The sequence below is a fragment of the Agarivorans gilvus genome (assembly GCF_001420915.1).
GTDB lineage: Bacteria > Pseudomonadota > Gammaproteobacteria > Enterobacterales > Celerinatantimonadaceae > Agarivorans > Agarivorans gilvus.
The window spans coordinates 2,824,475-2,840,353 of sequence record NZ_CP013021.1; the positions used below are offsets into that span (position 1 = coordinate 2,824,475).

The 15,879-nt window shown below is 45.4% G+C and carries 16 protein-coding genes; 8 read left to right on the forward strand and 8 right to left on the reverse strand.

The window, feature by feature from the left end; genetic code table 11:
- Positions 1–31 precede the first annotated feature (31 nt).
- The gene (locus AR383_RS13235; protein WP_055733561.1) at positions 32–505 is read left to right on the forward strand and encodes a DUF3299 domain-containing protein; all 474 of its coding nucleotides are present in this window, start codon (positions 32–34) and stop codon (positions 503–505) included.
- A 53-nt stretch (positions 506–558) separates the two neighbouring features.
- On the opposite strand, the gene AR383_RS13240 is transcribed toward AR383_RS13235, so the two are convergent.
- Positions 559–780, reverse strand: a complete 222-nt coding sequence (locus tag AR383_RS13240; RefSeq protein ID WP_055733562.1) for a hypothetical protein — start codon at positions 778–780, stop codon at positions 559–561.
- 232 nt (positions 781–1,012) lie between these two features.
- On the opposite strand from AR383_RS13240, the gene AR383_RS13245 reads away from it, so the two are divergent.
- Positions 1,013–1,501, forward strand: a complete 489-nt coding sequence (locus tag AR383_RS13245; protein ID WP_055733563.1) for a hypothetical protein — start codon at positions 1,013–1,015, stop codon at positions 1,499–1,501.
- A 180-nt stretch (positions 1,502–1,681) separates the two neighbouring features.
- Positions 1,682–2,206 carry a DUF4823 domain-containing protein gene (locus AR383_RS13250; RefSeq protein WP_055733564.1) on the forward strand — a complete coding sequence of 175 codons (525 nt, stop codon included), beginning with the start codon at positions 1,682–1,684 and terminating at the stop codon, positions 2,204–2,206.
- A gap of 260 nt (positions 2,207–2,466) precedes the next feature.
- Here the strand turns inward: AR383_RS13250 and AR383_RS13255 are convergent, their stop codons facing one another.
- The 5 genes from AR383_RS13255 to AR383_RS13275 are packed head-to-tail and all read right to left on the reverse strand — an operon-like array spanning position 2,467 to position 7,627.
- Positions 2,467–4,305, reverse strand: coding sequence for an ECF transporter S component family protein (locus AR383_RS13255; protein WP_055733565.1), 1,839 nt, complete (start codon positions 4,303–4,305; stop codon positions 2,467–2,469).
- A 9-nt stretch (positions 4,306–4,314) separates the two neighbouring features.
- Complete coding sequence (locus AR383_RS13260) at positions 4,315–5,238, reverse strand: hypothetical protein (protein ID WP_055733566.1); 924 nt, start codon at positions 5,236–5,238, stop codon at positions 4,315–4,317.
- A gap of 3 nt (positions 5,239–5,241) precedes the next feature.
- Entirely contained in the window at positions 5,242–5,646 is a 405-nt protein-coding gene (locus AR383_RS13265; RefSeq protein ID WP_055733567.1) for a TerB family tellurite resistance protein, read from the reverse strand.
- Between the two features lie 15 nt (positions 5,647–5,661).
- A complete protein-coding gene (locus tag AR383_RS13270) occupies positions 5,662–6,636 on the reverse strand; it encodes a coiled-coil domain-containing protein (RefSeq protein ID WP_055733568.1) in 975 nt (324 codons plus the stop codon).
- A gap of 28 nt (positions 6,637–6,664) precedes the next feature.
- Positions 6,665–7,627, reverse strand: coding sequence for a helix-turn-helix transcriptional regulator (locus tag AR383_RS13275; RefSeq protein ID WP_055733569.1), 963 nt, complete (start codon positions 7,625–7,627; stop codon positions 6,665–6,667).
- A 497-nt stretch (positions 7,628–8,124) separates the two neighbouring features.
- Here AR383_RS13275 and AR383_RS13280 point away from each other — a divergent pair, with 497 nt between their 5' ends.
- The 3 genes from AR383_RS13280 (at position 8,125) to AR383_RS13290 (ending at position 10,148) form a co-directional block, all read left to right on the forward strand.
- Complete coding sequence (locus tag AR383_RS13280; protein WP_055733570.1) at positions 8,125–8,526, forward strand: DUF1294 domain-containing protein; 402 nt, start codon at positions 8,125–8,127, stop codon at positions 8,524–8,526.
- A complete protein-coding gene (locus tag AR383_RS13285) occupies positions 8,526–8,990 on the forward strand; it encodes a GNAT family N-acetyltransferase (protein WP_055733571.1) in 465 nt (154 codons plus the stop codon). Before AR383_RS13280 ends, AR383_RS13285 begins: the two co-directional genes overlap by 1 nt.
- Positions 8,991–9,089: 99 nt before the next feature.
- Complete coding sequence (locus AR383_RS13290; protein WP_055733572.1) at positions 9,090–10,148, forward strand: LacI family DNA-binding transcriptional regulator; 1,059 nt, start codon at positions 9,090–9,092, stop codon at positions 10,146–10,148.
- Between the two features lie 10 nt (positions 10,149–10,158).
- Here AR383_RS13290 and AR383_RS13295 read toward each other — a convergent pair whose 3' ends face one another.
- Entirely contained in the window at positions 10,159–13,062 is a 2,904-nt protein-coding gene (locus AR383_RS13295; protein WP_055733573.1) for a glycoside hydrolase family 13 protein, read from the reverse strand.
- A 210-nt stretch (positions 13,063–13,272) separates the two neighbouring features.
- Positions 13,273–13,695 (reverse strand): organic hydroperoxide reductase Ohr, encoded by a 423-nt coding sequence (ohr, locus tag AR383_RS13300; protein ID WP_055733574.1) that lies wholly within the window; start codon positions 13,693–13,695, stop codon positions 13,273–13,275.
- Positions 13,696–13,807: 112 nt separating this feature from the next.
- Between ohr and ohrR the strand changes: the two genes are divergently transcribed.
- Complete coding sequence (gene ohrR, locus AR383_RS13305) at positions 13,808–14,254, forward strand: transcriptional regulator OhrR (RefSeq protein ID WP_055735047.1); 447 nt, start codon at positions 13,808–13,810, stop codon at positions 14,252–14,254.
- Positions 14,255–14,383: 129 nt separating this feature from the next.
- Positions 14,384–15,721, forward strand: coding sequence for an MATE family efflux transporter (locus tag AR383_RS13310; protein ID WP_055733575.1), 1,338 nt, complete (start codon positions 14,384–14,386; stop codon positions 15,719–15,721).
- Positions 15,722–15,879 lie beyond the last annotated feature (158 nt).

Sequence of the window (15,879 nt, forward strand, 5' to 3'; positions counted from 1 at the left end):
GAGCCCCGGCCAAGCCGGGGCTTAATTTAAAATGAATAAATTTATCTGTTTCATCCTTGTCTTGTTGCTTAGTCCTGTGGCCTTCGCCAGCGTGAATCCTTGGCAGTCATTAATCCCAGAAAATGAACGTGGTCAAAGTGCCCAGCCTTTGAGTCACCAAGTGCAATTAGATGAGCGAGCCCCCCAGCTTAAAAGCGGTGGTTTTGTAATGGCGCTAGATGGCCAAGCGATGCGCATGCCCGGCTTTGTGGTGGCCTTAGAAGGCGATTCCGAGAAAATCACCGAGTTTTTGTTGGTCCCCTACTTTGGTGCTTGTTTGCACATGCCACCACCGCCACCCAACCAGATTATTCATGTCTCTTATCCCAAGGGCATTAGTCATGTAGAACCCTGGCAAGTAGTATGGATTAGCGGCGAAATGCAGGTAAAAGCGAGCGAAGTTGAAGGTATCATGGCGGGTTATGCTATGGACTTAGATAGCGATGTTGAGCTGTATGTGCCTTAAACTAGGCTCTCTAATGTCGTAAGGGGTGTTAGCTTCGTTTTTATCAATTAGTTTTATATTGAGTTGTTAGTGGTGATTTTGCCCTGGGGCAACGCCATAAGCTTTAAATCGTAAAAGCTTTCGCCTGCGGCGACGTCATTTTTCTTTTGCGAGAAAAGAAAAACGAAGCAAAAAGAAAGCTCGCCCTGCATTATCTTCATCCTGCGCGACTTGTTTCCAAGCGCGCCTGCGCAACTCGCTACGCTCAAACAGTGCTCGGCTTCTTCGCTTGTCAACGGCGTTGCTCGGCGATAATGAAGGTATCTAAAAGCGTAATTTTAGCTACCCGGAGTATAAAACCTGTTCTCGATTTGTTTATTGTCAATAAGCGCTGTGAAGCATCGGTTTTTGCTGGTAACTTATTGTCATAATTAAATAATATTACTCGGCATAATTTTCACCTAGGAGAGTTGGCAGGGGTTTAATAATAAGTCCGGGTAAAAAGCTGTTATGTTTCCAGGGGACTAAATGGATATCGAAGTGTTTAAAATTGTAGCCCCTCTAGTTGTTAGTTTTTTTGGGGCAGCATATGGTGCTCACCTCACTTTGTCTCGATCTAAGAAAGAAAAAATTTGGGATGAAAAGAGGGAACTCTACAGTAGAGTTATTATAGCTTTGGAAGATATATCGTATTGGGCTGAGCAAGTTCGTTCTGAGTATTGTTGTGAACATACTAGTCGCCCAGACTCTAATTTCGATGAGTCTATGAGAGACATCCAAAAATTAACAGCTTCAGGTAGGTTGGTAATGAAAGATGAGTTTTATAACCTTCTAGTCTCTGTCAATAACGCCCTGAGAGAAGAAAGTTTCAAAGCACATGAAGTCGCTCAAGAAGCATTTGATAACTCACAGTCAGATCACTTGTTTAGGCATGCTGTAAGGGTTCGTGAAATTACAGAAGAGCATTTGCCTCAGTTAATAGAGGCAGCAAAGCGGGAACTACCAAAACGAACATAACAAACGTTTCAAGACTGATTCGCAACGCTCGGCCGTTTTAGCTTAATTTAGCTTATGTGTTTAAGGTGGAACAATTGAGTATTGTGGTTGCGTTGCTCATCACTTATGCGGGCGTTGGTATGCCCTACAAGTCTAGGTTTTCACTGTCATTTTTGGTGAATGTTAGTAAGAGGAAATAAAATGAAAAAACAAATACTCTTGTTGTCTGCTTTTTTATCAGTAATCGTTGGCTGTGCTGATTCTCATTCATTGAATGTAACTAAGACAGATAGCAATGTTCAGTTGAGCCCTAGTAATGCAGTATATATAGCATTATCGCAAGATGGGCAGTATGGAAGTCATTATTACGAAGGTTCTGGGCAAATGGTTAGCCAAACCATTAAAGGTGAACTTGTCGCAACGCTAAATAACGTTGTTATTGCTAAAACACCAGAAGACTACAACACTGCTTTGAACTTTGCGTCTTCACGCAAATTTGATTATTTGGTGTACCCAACAATTTTGCACTGGGAAGATAGAGCTACAGAGTGGTCTGCAAAGGCTGATAAGGTAAAAGTTAAAATGGTTGTTGTGGACGTAAAATCTGGTTCTATAGTTAAATCAGGAATTATCGAAGGTAAGAGTGGTTTAGCTACTTTTGGTGGGGATAAGCCGCAAGATTTACTACCTGAACCGACGAAAGAGTTCCTGTCTAGCATGCTTTAACAGCATGGGCATAACCAAACATTTAAGAATGATTCCTAACGCTTGGCACTTTCAGTCCAAGGTTGGTTTCGTTTTTACGGTGCAATGGTTTAGGTTAGGTGGTTGTGTTGCTCAGACTTTAATGCAGCGTTGCTAAATATTAGCGGATAAGCTCGCTCTAACATCCACAGCCAAACGAGCGATCAGTCCTCCTGACGTTGATTGTTGATCTCAGCCTTAGTCGAGCAGGGTAAGCTCAACTAAGGCTTTATTACTCGCTACTAAATAGTGACGACTTTTGATGTTTCCAGCATGGCTAGGAAGTCATCGTTGTTCTTGATGTCTAGTTCAATCTTAAAGAAGGAAGCTAAGTCGTATACGTTGCTGTTAACGTCTTGATTGCTGGCTATGCCTTTCACTAGATTTTCGTTTAGCTGCCTAAACTGCAGTTTTTGCTCAGCCAAGCTTTTGATGCTGGCGCTTTCAAAGGCGTCGGTATTACGCTTAATTTGCTCGATACGAAAATCAAACACTTCAGCGACGCGTTGGCTGCGTAACTCCGCCTTGACTGAAAACAAATCAGCTTTGTCGAGCAGGTAAACCACTATGGTAGAAGCCACACCACTGAGCAGCGCTAGGGCGATGTCCTTAATAAACCCGTCATCGGGTAGCAAGCTTAAAATGGAGGTTTCAAAGTAAAACACCACAAAGGTTACTACCGTAGAGGCAAACAGCTTCAAGATGGCATCTGCTTTTTGCGCGGCCGTCATTTGCTCGGCGGGGGTGGTGAGGATTTTAAAGGCACCAATCATTGCCGAAAAACCTTCCGAGATGATGCGCATCACCGACTTAAATAAACCCGTCACTAAGCCTAGAATGCCTTCAATTAACACCTTAAATAGGTTGCTAATAAAGTCTTTTACTACCTTGCCAAGAGTGGGAAGTACCTGTTGTTTAAGGTACTGGCTAATTCTAGCAAACCTTAGTTTAAGCCCTTCGGCAATGGAGCTGGCATCCACCCCCTCAGCAAGGCCATGTTTGATTGCATCATTTAGCTCATAAAATAGCGGCTTAATTAAGGCGATGAAGGCGTGACCTAAGGCTTGATGAGCACTTTGTTCTCCGGCTTGTTTGCCTGCTTTGCTGGCGATTTTAGCCTTGCTAGATTTTAGGTTATCCCACGCCGTCTGTTGGGCTTTGCTAAGCGCTTTATCGGCGGCGTTTTGCTCAGCTTCGATACCATTGTCTAGGGTTTGGTCGTTCACCTTTAATAGGCGCTGCTCTTTGGAACTTAAGGTTTCGCCCTTGGCTTGCTTTTGCTGGGCTTGGGCTTTTAGTTGTTTAAGCTCGGCATAACTACTATCTGATTTAAGGTTGTTTAGCTCACCACTGATTTGCGAGAGGTTGTCATCGGAGTCGACGATTCGGCTTAAATCACTGACTTTCATTGGCTTTCCGTCTTTGCCTAGACGCACCTCTCCATTCTTCTTGAGCCTATCTTGTTCCACTAAGAAGGCATTTTTGCCGTATTGGTCGGCTAGTTGCTTCACCGGCACAATGTGATCAGTTTGGGCGGCGCTGGCCCAATCGGCTCCGTCTTGCTCTTGGCTGCGATAAATCTTGACTCGCTGACCTCGCTGATTCACTTCAATGTCGGCTTTGGCTGTATCTTTATCGGCGAAAAACGTGTCTTTGGTGGCACCAAGGTCGCGTTTGGCTACCTTTTCTCGTTCAAATTTATCCGGCTTGCGCATGGCGTCGAGCTGTTGTTTGGCGCTAAGTACCTCGCCATTGGCTGCTACCGAGGAATAGCTAAAATTATTAATCTCTGTCCATACTCGCGAAGCGGTGATGCCAGTGCGGTTTAGCTTGAGTTTTTTGTGGCTAATAATGCTATCAAGCACATTTAAGCCAATGGGCGTGACCAGCTGTTCAATGATGTTGGCACCCGAGTCAAACTCAGCGTAGACCGTATTTAATACTTCAAGAGAACTGCGTTGGTCAAACAGCTCTATATCGATCAAGGTTTTGCTGGCCGCTAAGGGAGAGCAGCCAGCTAAACGTTGGGTAAGCTCTTCGCAGCTGAGTTCAGGAATACGATAATCGGTTTTTTCAGTCATAACGATTCCTTAAGCTGTATGCTGCTGGGCTCTTACTTGCTCAATCATGGCTGAGGCTTGCTGACAGTCGGCGTCGATAAACTCTCCAGATTCAGATAAGTAGCCTAAGTTAGCCATTTGTTTTAAGACAATGGATAAGTTGAATAGGGCCCTAAATTCTTCCAAGTGCGCCACTGGTAATAATTTAAAGTCGAGCTTATGGGCAAATACATCGCTGTTGTTGGCGAGCTGTTGCATGCGCTGAGTTTGAATGCCATATTCAAAGCGGTCTAACAGCTGACTGTAAGAGTTAACCAGCTCCGAGAAATAGTCACAAACATTGTCGATAGACTCGGCGACCACCTGTAATTGGCGTGGTTGAGCCTGCATTTTGCTTATCTCTTCGTTGACGCGTCGCTGCTCGTCTTTGGCTCGCTGTAAGGATTCTTTAGCTTTCTTACGTGAGAAAATCCCCAGAGTGAGTACCATGCCTAAGGTGTCTAACAAGCCCATTTGATTAAAATCGATGAGCATGATTTCTGATTTAGCGCGCACGCCGGTTTGAGTTTTTATTTCTAATATCTTGTCATCAAATAGCTCTTCGAAAGGTTGTCCGGCAACCACCACATTATGTAAGCGGCGCGACAGTTTCATAAATCGAGCAAAGTGTTGCTGATAGATATTGAGTTTAAATTGGTTAATTTGACTGACTTTTTGCTCGATATCGGCGGAAATTCGCCTGACTTCGCTCTCGTAAGTTTGCTTGGCCTTATCGTAACGCAGTTGAGTTTCGGCAATAATGGCTTCGGCTTCGTCGGCGTAGTGTTTACCTGTGAAGGCGTTCCATACTTTGGAACAGGCTGATTTTACCTTGTCTACAGCGCTGGATACGGCGTCTTTCACTCGGCTACATACGCTAGAAGCCCAGCTTTTAGCTCTACTAAACCATCCCATAGCTTAATCCTTATTAATCATGGCGTGACCTTCAGCCACCAAGTCATTCATTGCTAATACCCAGCGCTTTATCCGCTGAACTTGATAATTATCTAAAGCAAAAGCAGTCGCTAGTTGATCGAGAAAGCTTTGCTCGTTGCTACAAATTTCGTCGTCTGCTAACAAAATGCCAAACAACTCCAGTAATACAATGCGTTGATGTTTCGCCTTCGATTTAGCCAAGACTTTGATCACCGATTCAATATTGTCTTGCTTGCTTAAACGGTACTCATTTAGACCGCACTCATTAACAAAAGACATAAATACTTCTTGTTCTTCGGCTTTTTGTTCACCGTTTAAGCCCATAGCGTATTTGGCTAATTCTAAAAAATTCTTTTTCTCGCCAGCGTTGAGTTCTGATAAATACATTTGCGATCCTTACTGTTAATACGCTACGGCCACTTGTTCTACTTGTTTACCGTTTTCATCAAAACGATTTTCTATACGCTGTTCAATTTCACCGGCAGCATTATAGTGATATTCAAAAATGCAATTACCTTGCCCATCAAATTCAAGGCCTTGCTGAGCTTTGCCTGTTTCATCAAAATGCATTTGGTATTTAAGCTGCTCTCCAGCATAGGTATCACTGCGTTGTTTGAGTCCATTTTGATAGTGGATGTGGCTTATTTGTCCGCTGTGTTTGTCTTTAATTTTGGTGACCTTGCAGTCGCCTAATTGTTTTACAAAGTCATCGTTTTCAATAGTTAAGTCTTGATGCTTGGCCAGTTCGTTGGTCAGGCTAACTAAGTTGTCTGCGCGCAGGCTTTGTATTTGTGAGGTGAGCTGTTCTAACAAGCTAAGTTTGGCTTGCTGCTGATTGAAGTCCGCGCTTTGGTTTAAGTTTTGTAAGTTCTGCAAGTGCTGATTTAGCTCGGCTTGAGCCGCACTTTGTTGTTGCTGTAACTGTTTGCTGTGAGCGCTAAGTGCATCTTGTAGATTTAAGGCATGCTGTTGCGTTGAGGTGTTTAAGTTTTCGCTAGTTTGCTTAAGTTGTTCACTGTATTCAGTTTGTTGCTCATTCTGTTGCTCGCTCAATTGCTGGAGCCTTGCGTGTAATTTCTGGCTAACTTCAGCTAGGCTTTGCTCGCCCTGATGTTGTAAATCTTTAAGCACCGAAAAATAGTCTGTCACTTGTTCGCTTAGTTGTTTAAGCGCTTGGTCTTGCAGCTGTTTATTATTAGTTAATTGCTGCTCTAAGTCGGCTTTGGCCTCGGCTTGCTGTTGCGCGTTGATTTGTTGATTAAGCAGCAAGCTTTGCTGAATACGCTGTTTTTGCTTAATAGCATACAGCTGTAAAAGCACCACTAAACTGGCACTGCCGAGCAGTGACCAAAAAAGCATTTCTAGAGTTATTTCCATTATATTTCCTTATTACTACTCAAGGTGTTTAAAGTTCTACTATTTCCGTTTTTATATTCGAAATCTCATCACCAAAGCCCTTGAGCCAGCGATGTAAAAATAACGAATCCGTTACTGTCGCGCTTACCGATAACTGTTCAGCCTGTTCTTCAATCACTTGATCTTTGGACAGGGGGGTCTCGTAAAGAAAGTAACCTTGGGCTTTGTTGATGCAAAACTGTAAGCGACATTGTTTTCCTTCACCAAAGCCGAAACGACCGTCATTATCGTATTTGGCTAAGTCAAATTCGGCGGGGGGCTCAAAGGAAAAGCTCGATACATGAGCTTGCTGGATGCGATGAATAGCGATGCTTCGTTCGTTGTTATGGCCTTCAAAACGACATACCAAATAGAGACGGTTGCCTTGTTGAGCGATCCCTAAGGGCATTACGTTTGCCCGTTTTTGCTCACCCTTGCGGTTGTTAAACTGTAGGTTCAACCAACGGTTTTCAAACAGCCCTTTACTCACCGCTTGCATTACTGTTAGGTCTATCTCTGGGGCTAACAAGGGCTGAGTTTCACTCACTACCCTGACTTTTTTTAGCCAAGCCTTAGCATTTGCGGGGGATTCATCGCTATGCAGATTGTATTGGGCTTGTTGGAAAAAACCACTTAATGAGGCGCTCACATTGGCCGGTAACAAGTGGCTTAAATACTGTTGCGATAGCCCTAGCAGTAGCGATTCATGCTCGGAGAGATTGGGTAAGGCAAAGCCTAAATTGGTGTTCTTCAATTTATAACCGTAGGGTTTGCTGCGGGTATCTCGCTCAAGGTTTAGGGTTTCGCTTAGGCTTTGCAGAATGCGTTGTAGGCTACGAATGTTTCGTTCTATGCCTGCTTCAGCTAGCTGCGCTTGCAACTCTTTGGCACTAATAAAGCGTGAACGAGGGATCCGTTTTAAGATTTCAAACGCTAAGCTAAGTGACTCATTAAGTGATGATTTTTGCTTCATATACCACCTACAACTTCGATTGCTAGCCTATCACAGCCAGTTTGTTTTTATGAAGCAAATCATCACTCATTAATACTGACAAAAGGCTCATAAACTGTTAATTTTCATAGTAAATTATGCTGCGTCATTTTGTGTCGCATGGCGTGCTATAGCAGTAAGAATTAAGCCTAATTTGATAGGCCAAGCCACTGATGGCGCGGAGATTCTATTAGGCTAAGGCTTTGATAATGTGTTTAGTTGAAGGTGGGCTTACTGTTTCCAGTTCTTTCAACACAGCTGATTACCGCTTTTAGTGGAGGATTTTTGCTCAGTCCCTCAGCTGTGGTTTTGTGTTAATTATGTGAAGGATTACGCATTTCTTGCTGCGGTATTGTTTAGCTAGCCGCGTATGCGCTGCGGTGTTTTAGTTTGCTTGAATTGATTTGCAAGCATGCGCTGCTTTCATGGCAAAATGCTAAGTCTGTTGTGGAATTGCATTCATCACTTAGGGAGAAGCTTTGGCTAAAAATTTGGCGGGGCGCTCGGGTTTATTGATGGCGGCCTTTTTTGCTGTTTTGGCGGTGTTGGTTATAGCCGGTTATTTACCGCTGTGGGTATTGCTACTGTATTTGGTGATGAGTGTACTCACCTTTGGTTTTTATGCCTTGGATAAGTCTGCGGCGCGAGCGGGTCGCTGGCGGATCTCTGAATTGAAGCTACATTATTTAGCCTTGTTCGGTGGTTGGCCGGGGGCGATGTGCGCGCAAAGCCTGCTGCGCCATAAAACTCAAAAACGAAGCTTTCGCCTAGGCTACTATTTGACGCTAACCTTCAACCTTGCGCTGTTAGGTTATTTACTTAGCCCTAGCGGGAGGGCCTATGCTCAGGCTATTGAGCAAGTGTTTACAGGTTTATTTTAATGTTATCTATTCAAGCTTACTCGCCAGAGTATAGCCATGCCGTGGCCGAATTATTCACTGCTACGGTACATGCGATTGACGAACAGCTATATAGCGCTGAGCAAAAACTAGCTTGGGCACCGTTGCCAATAAACTATGAACTTTGGCGACAACGCTTACGCCCCGAACGCTGTTATTTGGCCCTGTTGAATCAGCAGCTGGCTGGATTTATCGAGTTGGAAGGCGATTATATAGATTGCTTTTATGTGGCGCCGCACTATCAAGGCCAGCAAGTGGGCTTACAGCTATATCAACATATTGAGGCAGTGGCTAGGCAGCGCCAGTTACCTAGTTTACGGGTGGATGCGTCTTTGGTAGCCAAGGCTTTTTTCCTCAAACAAGGCTATGAGTTAGTGAGCCGCAATCAAGTAGAGCGTAATGGGCAGGTATTAAGTAATTTTACGTTGCAAAAACACCTGTTTTAGCCGCTTTGCTCCACGCTTTTTACCAGCCAAAACTGATTATCTGGGTTTGTCCGTTACATTTGGTTATTATGGGCGCGGTTCAGAGGAGGTAAAAAGGAAATGGCTCGGACTACAATTAAAGATGTTGCCAAGGCGGCGGGGGTCTCCATTGCCACCGTATCTAATGTCATTAATGGCCGCAGCGGTAAGGTTAACTCGAATACCGCGCAGCGAATTTTGGCCATAGCCGAAGAGCTTTCCTACCATCGCAATCTTAATGCCGCCTCTTTAAAAACCGGCAATAGTCACATGATTTGGGTGATTATGCCCAAGCATACCATTCACCCGCATAATCAATTAGAAGACAGTCCCTTCTTTAACGACTTATTAATGGGCATTGAAAAAGGTGCCTCGCGCAGCGAATTATATTTTTGCTTTATGCGCATCGCCGATGTTGATGAGTTAAAACGTTTAAGTATTGGTGCAGCCCCTAGAGGGGTGATAGTGGTAGGTATTTTCCCTCCATCAATTGAGCAGTTTATTGCCAACTGGTCATTTAATACCCTGATTATTGATAATCGGCAGATGCTACTCGATAACCCCGAGGCTCAGCACTTGCGTCATTTTGGAGTAGACGATTACCAAATGGGCCGCATGGCGGCTGAGTATTTGTTGTCTTTGGGTCATCGTCATTTGGTATTGCTGTTTGCCCCAGTTGAGTTGTCAGTAGTGCATCGGGATCGTTATCGCGGGGTATGTGACGCCTTGGCCGAGGTGGCGCAAACCAGTCATTATTTAGTTGAATGTGAGTGTAGCTTGTCGGCGGCGGATCAGTGTTTTAGCCAAATTCAGCAGCAGTTAAACTATCGAGCAAGTGCGGTCTTGACGATGGCCGATGTGCTGGCCTTGGGTTGCCATAGGGCCGCGATAAGACGAGGCCTAAGGATACCCGAAGATTTCTCTTTAATTGGTATGGATAACTTATCTTTGCTTAGTTACTTGCCTTATCGCCTCACCACGATTAGTCAGCAGGTCAGTCAGCGCGGTTACCAAGCGGTATTAACTTTACTGAATGGGGATTCGGAGGCAAGTGCTATGGAAGGCTTGTTACCCAGGCTGATCGAGGGTGATACCTGCGCTCCGAAAAATAAAGGCAGTGCCGAAGCACTGCCTGTTTAGCCCTTTAATGCTATTGGCTAAGCATTACCGTGCCGTAAAGCGCGGGTACGTTGAGGCTTAGACTTCCATCTTCGGCTACTGTAACAGTACTGTTGTTGATTAGATCTTGCAGTTGGCTGTTAGCCAACTGCGCCACACTCAAGTTAAGTGTTTTGGCTTCGGTCGCGTTGTTAAAGGCCGTTAAGGCATACGCACCATTGTATTCACGTAGTAATACAATGCAGTTCTCATCCACATATACTGGCGCGTCAATGCTGCCGCGGCGAAGTATTGGGTTGTTGTTACGTAATGCAATTAAGGCTTTAAAGTCGGCTAATAGTTGATCATCTGGATTCCCACCTTGGTCAGCCCAAGGGTAAGGTGCGCGGTTGTATGGGTCTTCGCCACCGGTTACACCCACTTCATCACCATAGAAAATCGCCGGTGCGCCAGGGAAGCTCATTTGAAACAATACCGCTAACTTCAAGCGTTGTTTGGCTTGCTCGATTACCGCTGCGTCTTGGTCGGCAGAGTTATAACCAAATTGGTAAAGCGCCCGTGAAGCATCGTGGGTTGATAGTAAGTTCATCAATCCATAGAAGGCTTCAGGTGGGTAGTTCTCGCGCATTAGCTCAAAGTTGTGGTAAAGCTCATTGGCTGGCTCACCTGCTGCGTAATCCAAGATGGCATCACGGAAGATGTAGTTCATGGTGGAATCGAACATATCGCCTAGCAAGTGTTTAGAAGCATCAAACCAAGTTTCGGCAACGGTTAGCGCTTGTGGATCATGGGCTTTCACATGAGTACGCCAGTCACGCCAGAACTCGTTGGTTACCCAAGGAGCCACGTCCATACGCCAGCCGGAAGCACCACGGTCAAGCCACTGATTCATCACAGAGTCTTCGTTGCGGTAAGCAAAGGCTTTCCATCCTTCACTTTCTACAATTTCAGGTAAGGTGGCATAGCCTACCCAACCGGTAAATTGCTTTTCGATTTCAGTTTCTTCTGGGAAGAATTCGAACCAAGTGTAGAAAGGAGAGTCGCTGCGGACCTGTTCATTCTCAAAGGCACCTACGCCGTCAAAGCGGCCGTAGCGGTCGAAGTAAACCGAGTCATCACCACTGTGGTTAAGTGAGGTATCTAGGATTACCCGAATACCACGCGCGTCGGCTTCGGCACACAGTCTTACGAAGTCTTCATTGCTACCGAAGTTATCATCAATATTTTCGTAGTCTGAAGTATCGTATTTGTGGTTACTTGGCGCTTCAAAAATAGGGTTGATGTATAGCGTATTGGCACCCAGAGACTTGATGTAGTCGAGCTTCTCGATGATCCCTGCTAAGTCACCACCGAAGAAATCGTTAGAGTAGATTTCGTCGGAGCCATCACCCGGTACCCAAGGTGTGTCCATCCAGTTACTGTGGAACTCGATGTTATCGCCATGGTAGCTGTCTACACCCGGTGTTGGGTCATTGCTAGTATCACCATTACGGAAACGCTCTGGGAAGATGTAGTAGTAAACCGCATCTTTGGCCCAATCGGGAATGGTGAAGTCTGGCACGTAGCTACTGTGACGGTAACGGCGAATGGCTTTGCTATCTTCAGGTAGATAGGCCACTGTTGCCTCGCCGCCGGCACCGCGTTCTGCAGTTTCATAGACAGCTAAGTTGTTGTTTTGTAGAACGTAGCTTTCGCCTGCAACGTGGAACACAAAGTAGTAACCGTACACTTGAACATTCTCAAAGCTATAGCTGGCTTGCCAACGTTGTTGTTCGCCTGCTTCGCTAGCGACCATTGGAATGCGCGTTATTTCGGTGTACTCAAGGATGTCCTGATTGCCTTCTAGCTTACGGCTTTCTATCACTAGCTCGGCGCTCTCAATACCGCTGTCAGCGGTGAAGCTGAAATCAACGTTATCGCCAGCAGGGACTGCACCAAAAGGTGTTTTGTTGGCTAATTGACGTGAGTCATAGTGAGCACTTAAGGCAATAGGGTTGGTGACTTCTAGTACGCCAGTTTGCACCCAAGTTTGTGGGCCAATGTTGAGTACTGGCATGCTGCCATCGTCAGCAAACGTCAGTTTTACAGTATAGGCACCGTCGAAATCGTAGTTAAGGTTCTCGGTGCTGGCCGCAGCATTACTATCGCTGAGTAAAGAGTAATCTTGTTGCTCTGTTAACACCGCTTCACTGGCAGGGTCGCCACCAAAACTACTGGTTTCTGCCCAGCCTTCATCGGCAATTTTAAAGCCATAGCTGTCGGCTAGGTCAACGTTCAGGTAGTAACCATCGCAGTAGTAGCTGAAGGCATACTCAGATGAAGCTGCCCAGCTGTTCATGTCGCCGCGCAGATAAAGTGTTTGCTCAAACGGTGCTTCGCTACAAGTTTGTAAGCTCAGGTTTGGTGCTTCTTGTGATTCACTCACATCAAGCAACAACTTATAGGTGCCATCGAAGGCATAGCTGAGGTTAGCACCGTCTAGCACTAAGGCTAGCGCTTGCTCTTCGCTAAGCTCGCTGCCCTCTTCGCCGCCCCAGTTGCTGGTAGTGGACCAGTTTTCATCGGCGACTTTAAATTCCATTTCACCACTTAGCTCGCTTACTAGCTCAAAGCGGTCACACATGTAGGTAAATTGGTAGTCTTCGTTGGCTGCCCAGCTATTCATTCCACCACGTAGGTAGATATTGGTCCCTTCAAAGGGGTTTGCTACACATTGGCGAGCATTGGTATTTTCACCGGGTTGTTCGGTTTCCTCGCTAATACAAGCATCGCCGGCTTCATTGAGTACTAATGGGGCTTCACAAGTGAGCTCGGGTACGTCTGGGGTTTCTTCTGCTGGGTTGCTGCTGCCACTGCTTCCACAGCCACTAAGTAAGCTACTGGAAACAAACAGGCTAAGCCAGAGTGCCGAGACTTTGGGGGTTTTACCTTGCATAAACCACTCCTTTTGGTTTGAGTTTGAGATAGGTTAAACGTTTTACTTGTTTTGGGAGCGCAAGAGTAAAACGTTTTACTATATGATGATGTGATCAAGGTTTTATTTTTTGTTGATGTGGTTTTTGTTTTTAGTAAGTTTTTAGCGGAGGGCAAAAAGAGATAAAAAAATCCAGCCCAAGAGGCTGGATTTGTGGGGTTTAAGCTTAGCTTAAACGGCGCTGCCGTTAACACTCAGGGCTACATCAATATTGCCACGGGTTGCGTTAGAGTAAGGGCACACTTGGTGAGCGGTTTTCACTAGTTCTACTGCCTGCGCTTGTTCCAGTTCTAGTTCCACAGCCAAGGCCACAGTTAGTTCAAATCCACCTTGCTCATTCGGGCCAATGCCTACGGTTGCTGTGGTAGGCGCTGATTTAAGGGCGATTTTACCTTCACGGGCTACATGCAAAATGGCATTGGAGAAACAAGCTGCATAACCGGCGGCAAATAGTTGCTCTGGGTTAGTGGCTTCACCGCTGCCGCCCATTTCTTTAGGGTAGCTTAGGGCTAAATCCAATTTTTTGTCGTCGCTGCTAACTTGACCATTACGACCTGCTAATGCGGTAGCTGAAGTAGTATAAAGAGTTGCCATGATATTCATCCTATTTAAGTTGTGTGCAATTTAATTGTTTGCAACTTTAGTTGAGGCGCTAACAAATTGCAAGTATATTGTGCGCAATTTATTTTATGTGGTAACCCAAATCATGAGCCAATCCCCCGAGCAGGATTCAATGCTAAGCCTAGACAAACAGCTTTGCTTTTCACTTTACAGTGCTTCTAACGCTATGGGGCGAGCCTATCGCCCTTTGTTGGAACAGCTTGATCTTACCTACTTACAGTACATTGTGATGATGTTGCTATGGGAACACGACAGTGTGAGCGTGAAGAGTTTAGGGCAGCGCCTGCATCTGGATTCTGGCACTCTCACTCCCTTATTAAAGCGTCTTGAAAACAAAGGTTTGGTTAAACGTAGTCGAAGTCAACAAGATGAACGGGTTAGGGTGATTCAGCTGAGTGAGCAAGGTGCAGCGCTGCGGCAGCAGGCGGAAGCTATTCCCCAACAGATGTTGTGCCAAGCGGATATGCCCATCGAAGAACTAGTGGCGCTAAAGCAGGGGTGTGATCGCCTGTTAGCCAAATTGATGAAATAGTTTCATCGCGCCAGTTGCAAATGTCGCTGGCGCTACAAAATCTAAAAAGGTAAAAGTCGAAGCGAAAAAAATAACTGGCTCACGGCACCTGCCTATTACAATGGATGTTTCCTAGGTCTGGAATATCCCATGTCTCAAGTTGCTGTAAATAAACTAGATCTGTTTCATCTTGCCTGGCCCATTCTTATCGAACAGTTGACCGGTGGGGTGGTGGTTATGGCCGATATTTATTTTCTAAGCCTACTGGGGGAAGAAGCCGCCGCCACAGCGGGTTTGTTGATGCCCTATTTGCTGATTGGTTTTTTTGTTTTACCCATGTTGTCCAGTGGTGGAACCGCAGCAGCTTCTCAATATTACGGTGCTGGGAAACTGGATAAAGTACAGCCGGTATTTATAACTAACATTGTGTTGCTGGGTGTGGCTGGTTTTGCCTTCAGTGCGTTTACCTTAGCCAATTTCGACAACATTGCCTTGTGGCTTAATTTTCCCGAGGCCATGCAAGTTTATGCAGAACAGTATTTAGCCATTATTGGTTTTTGTTTTGGTTTTCATGGTTTGCGTTGTGCTTATGGTTCGATTTTAGCGGCCAAGGCCATGACTCAATGGAATATGTTGGTATCGTTGCTGACTAACGTTTTAAATATTTTTCTAAATGCGACCTTATTTTTTGGCTGGTTTGGCTTACCGCGCATGGGTTTGCCGGGAATTGCCCTTAGTACTGTTCTGTCCTTTGTGTTTGCTTGGTTGATGGTGATGGCAATTGTGCGTTTTAAGGCGGGAGTGCGTTTGGAATTTAGCCGAGCCATGCTGCCACAGATGCGTGCTGTGCTAAGGCCGTTACTAAAGATCTCAGTTCCCTCTGCTGCTGAGCCAGCTAACTACACGCTGCAACAAATTGTAGTGGCCGGTATTTTAGCGAGCTTGGGGGTGCTGGCGGTGTCGTCCTACACTTTTGTGCTACGCTTGTTGTTTGTTTCGATGGCAGTGAGTGCCTCCTTGGCTGCGGCTGGGCAAATTATCATGTCTCACCACATGGGCGCTCGCAATCTAGATACAGTAGATGCTACCTACATGCGCTGCATTCGTTTGGCGATGTCTTTTGCCTTTATCAACATGTTGCTATTTGCTTGGTTTTATCAGCCCTTAATTGGCATCTTCAGCCAAGATCCCCAAGTGCAGTTTTATGCTAAGTGGCTGCTTATTATTTGCATCGTGATGGAACCCTTTCGCGCAATTAATATTGTGGCGGGCATGGCGCTCAAAGCGGTGGGCGACGGGCGTTTTTCTGCCAGTGTTGGCATCGTGTTTATTTGGGGCGTAGTGCCGGTGATCTATCTGTGTTCCATCTCTTGGCAATTGGGCGTTATTGGCGCTTGGGCCTGTTTTGCTTTAGATGAGGTGCTGCGTGGCATTATTAACCATTGGCGCTGGAAAACTTATAAGTGGCACAGCATGGGAATTAGCTAGCGCTGGGGTGGAAGGCTTGTGGTAGATCACACTCTGCTTCAATTGTATTGTCATTTAGCGATGAATATCGCTACAACTAAATGTTTTAGTTAAGCCTATTAGCATGCTTAGCGGTGAGGCAGTTTACCGTTAATTTGGCTTGTTATTATCCTTCAAAC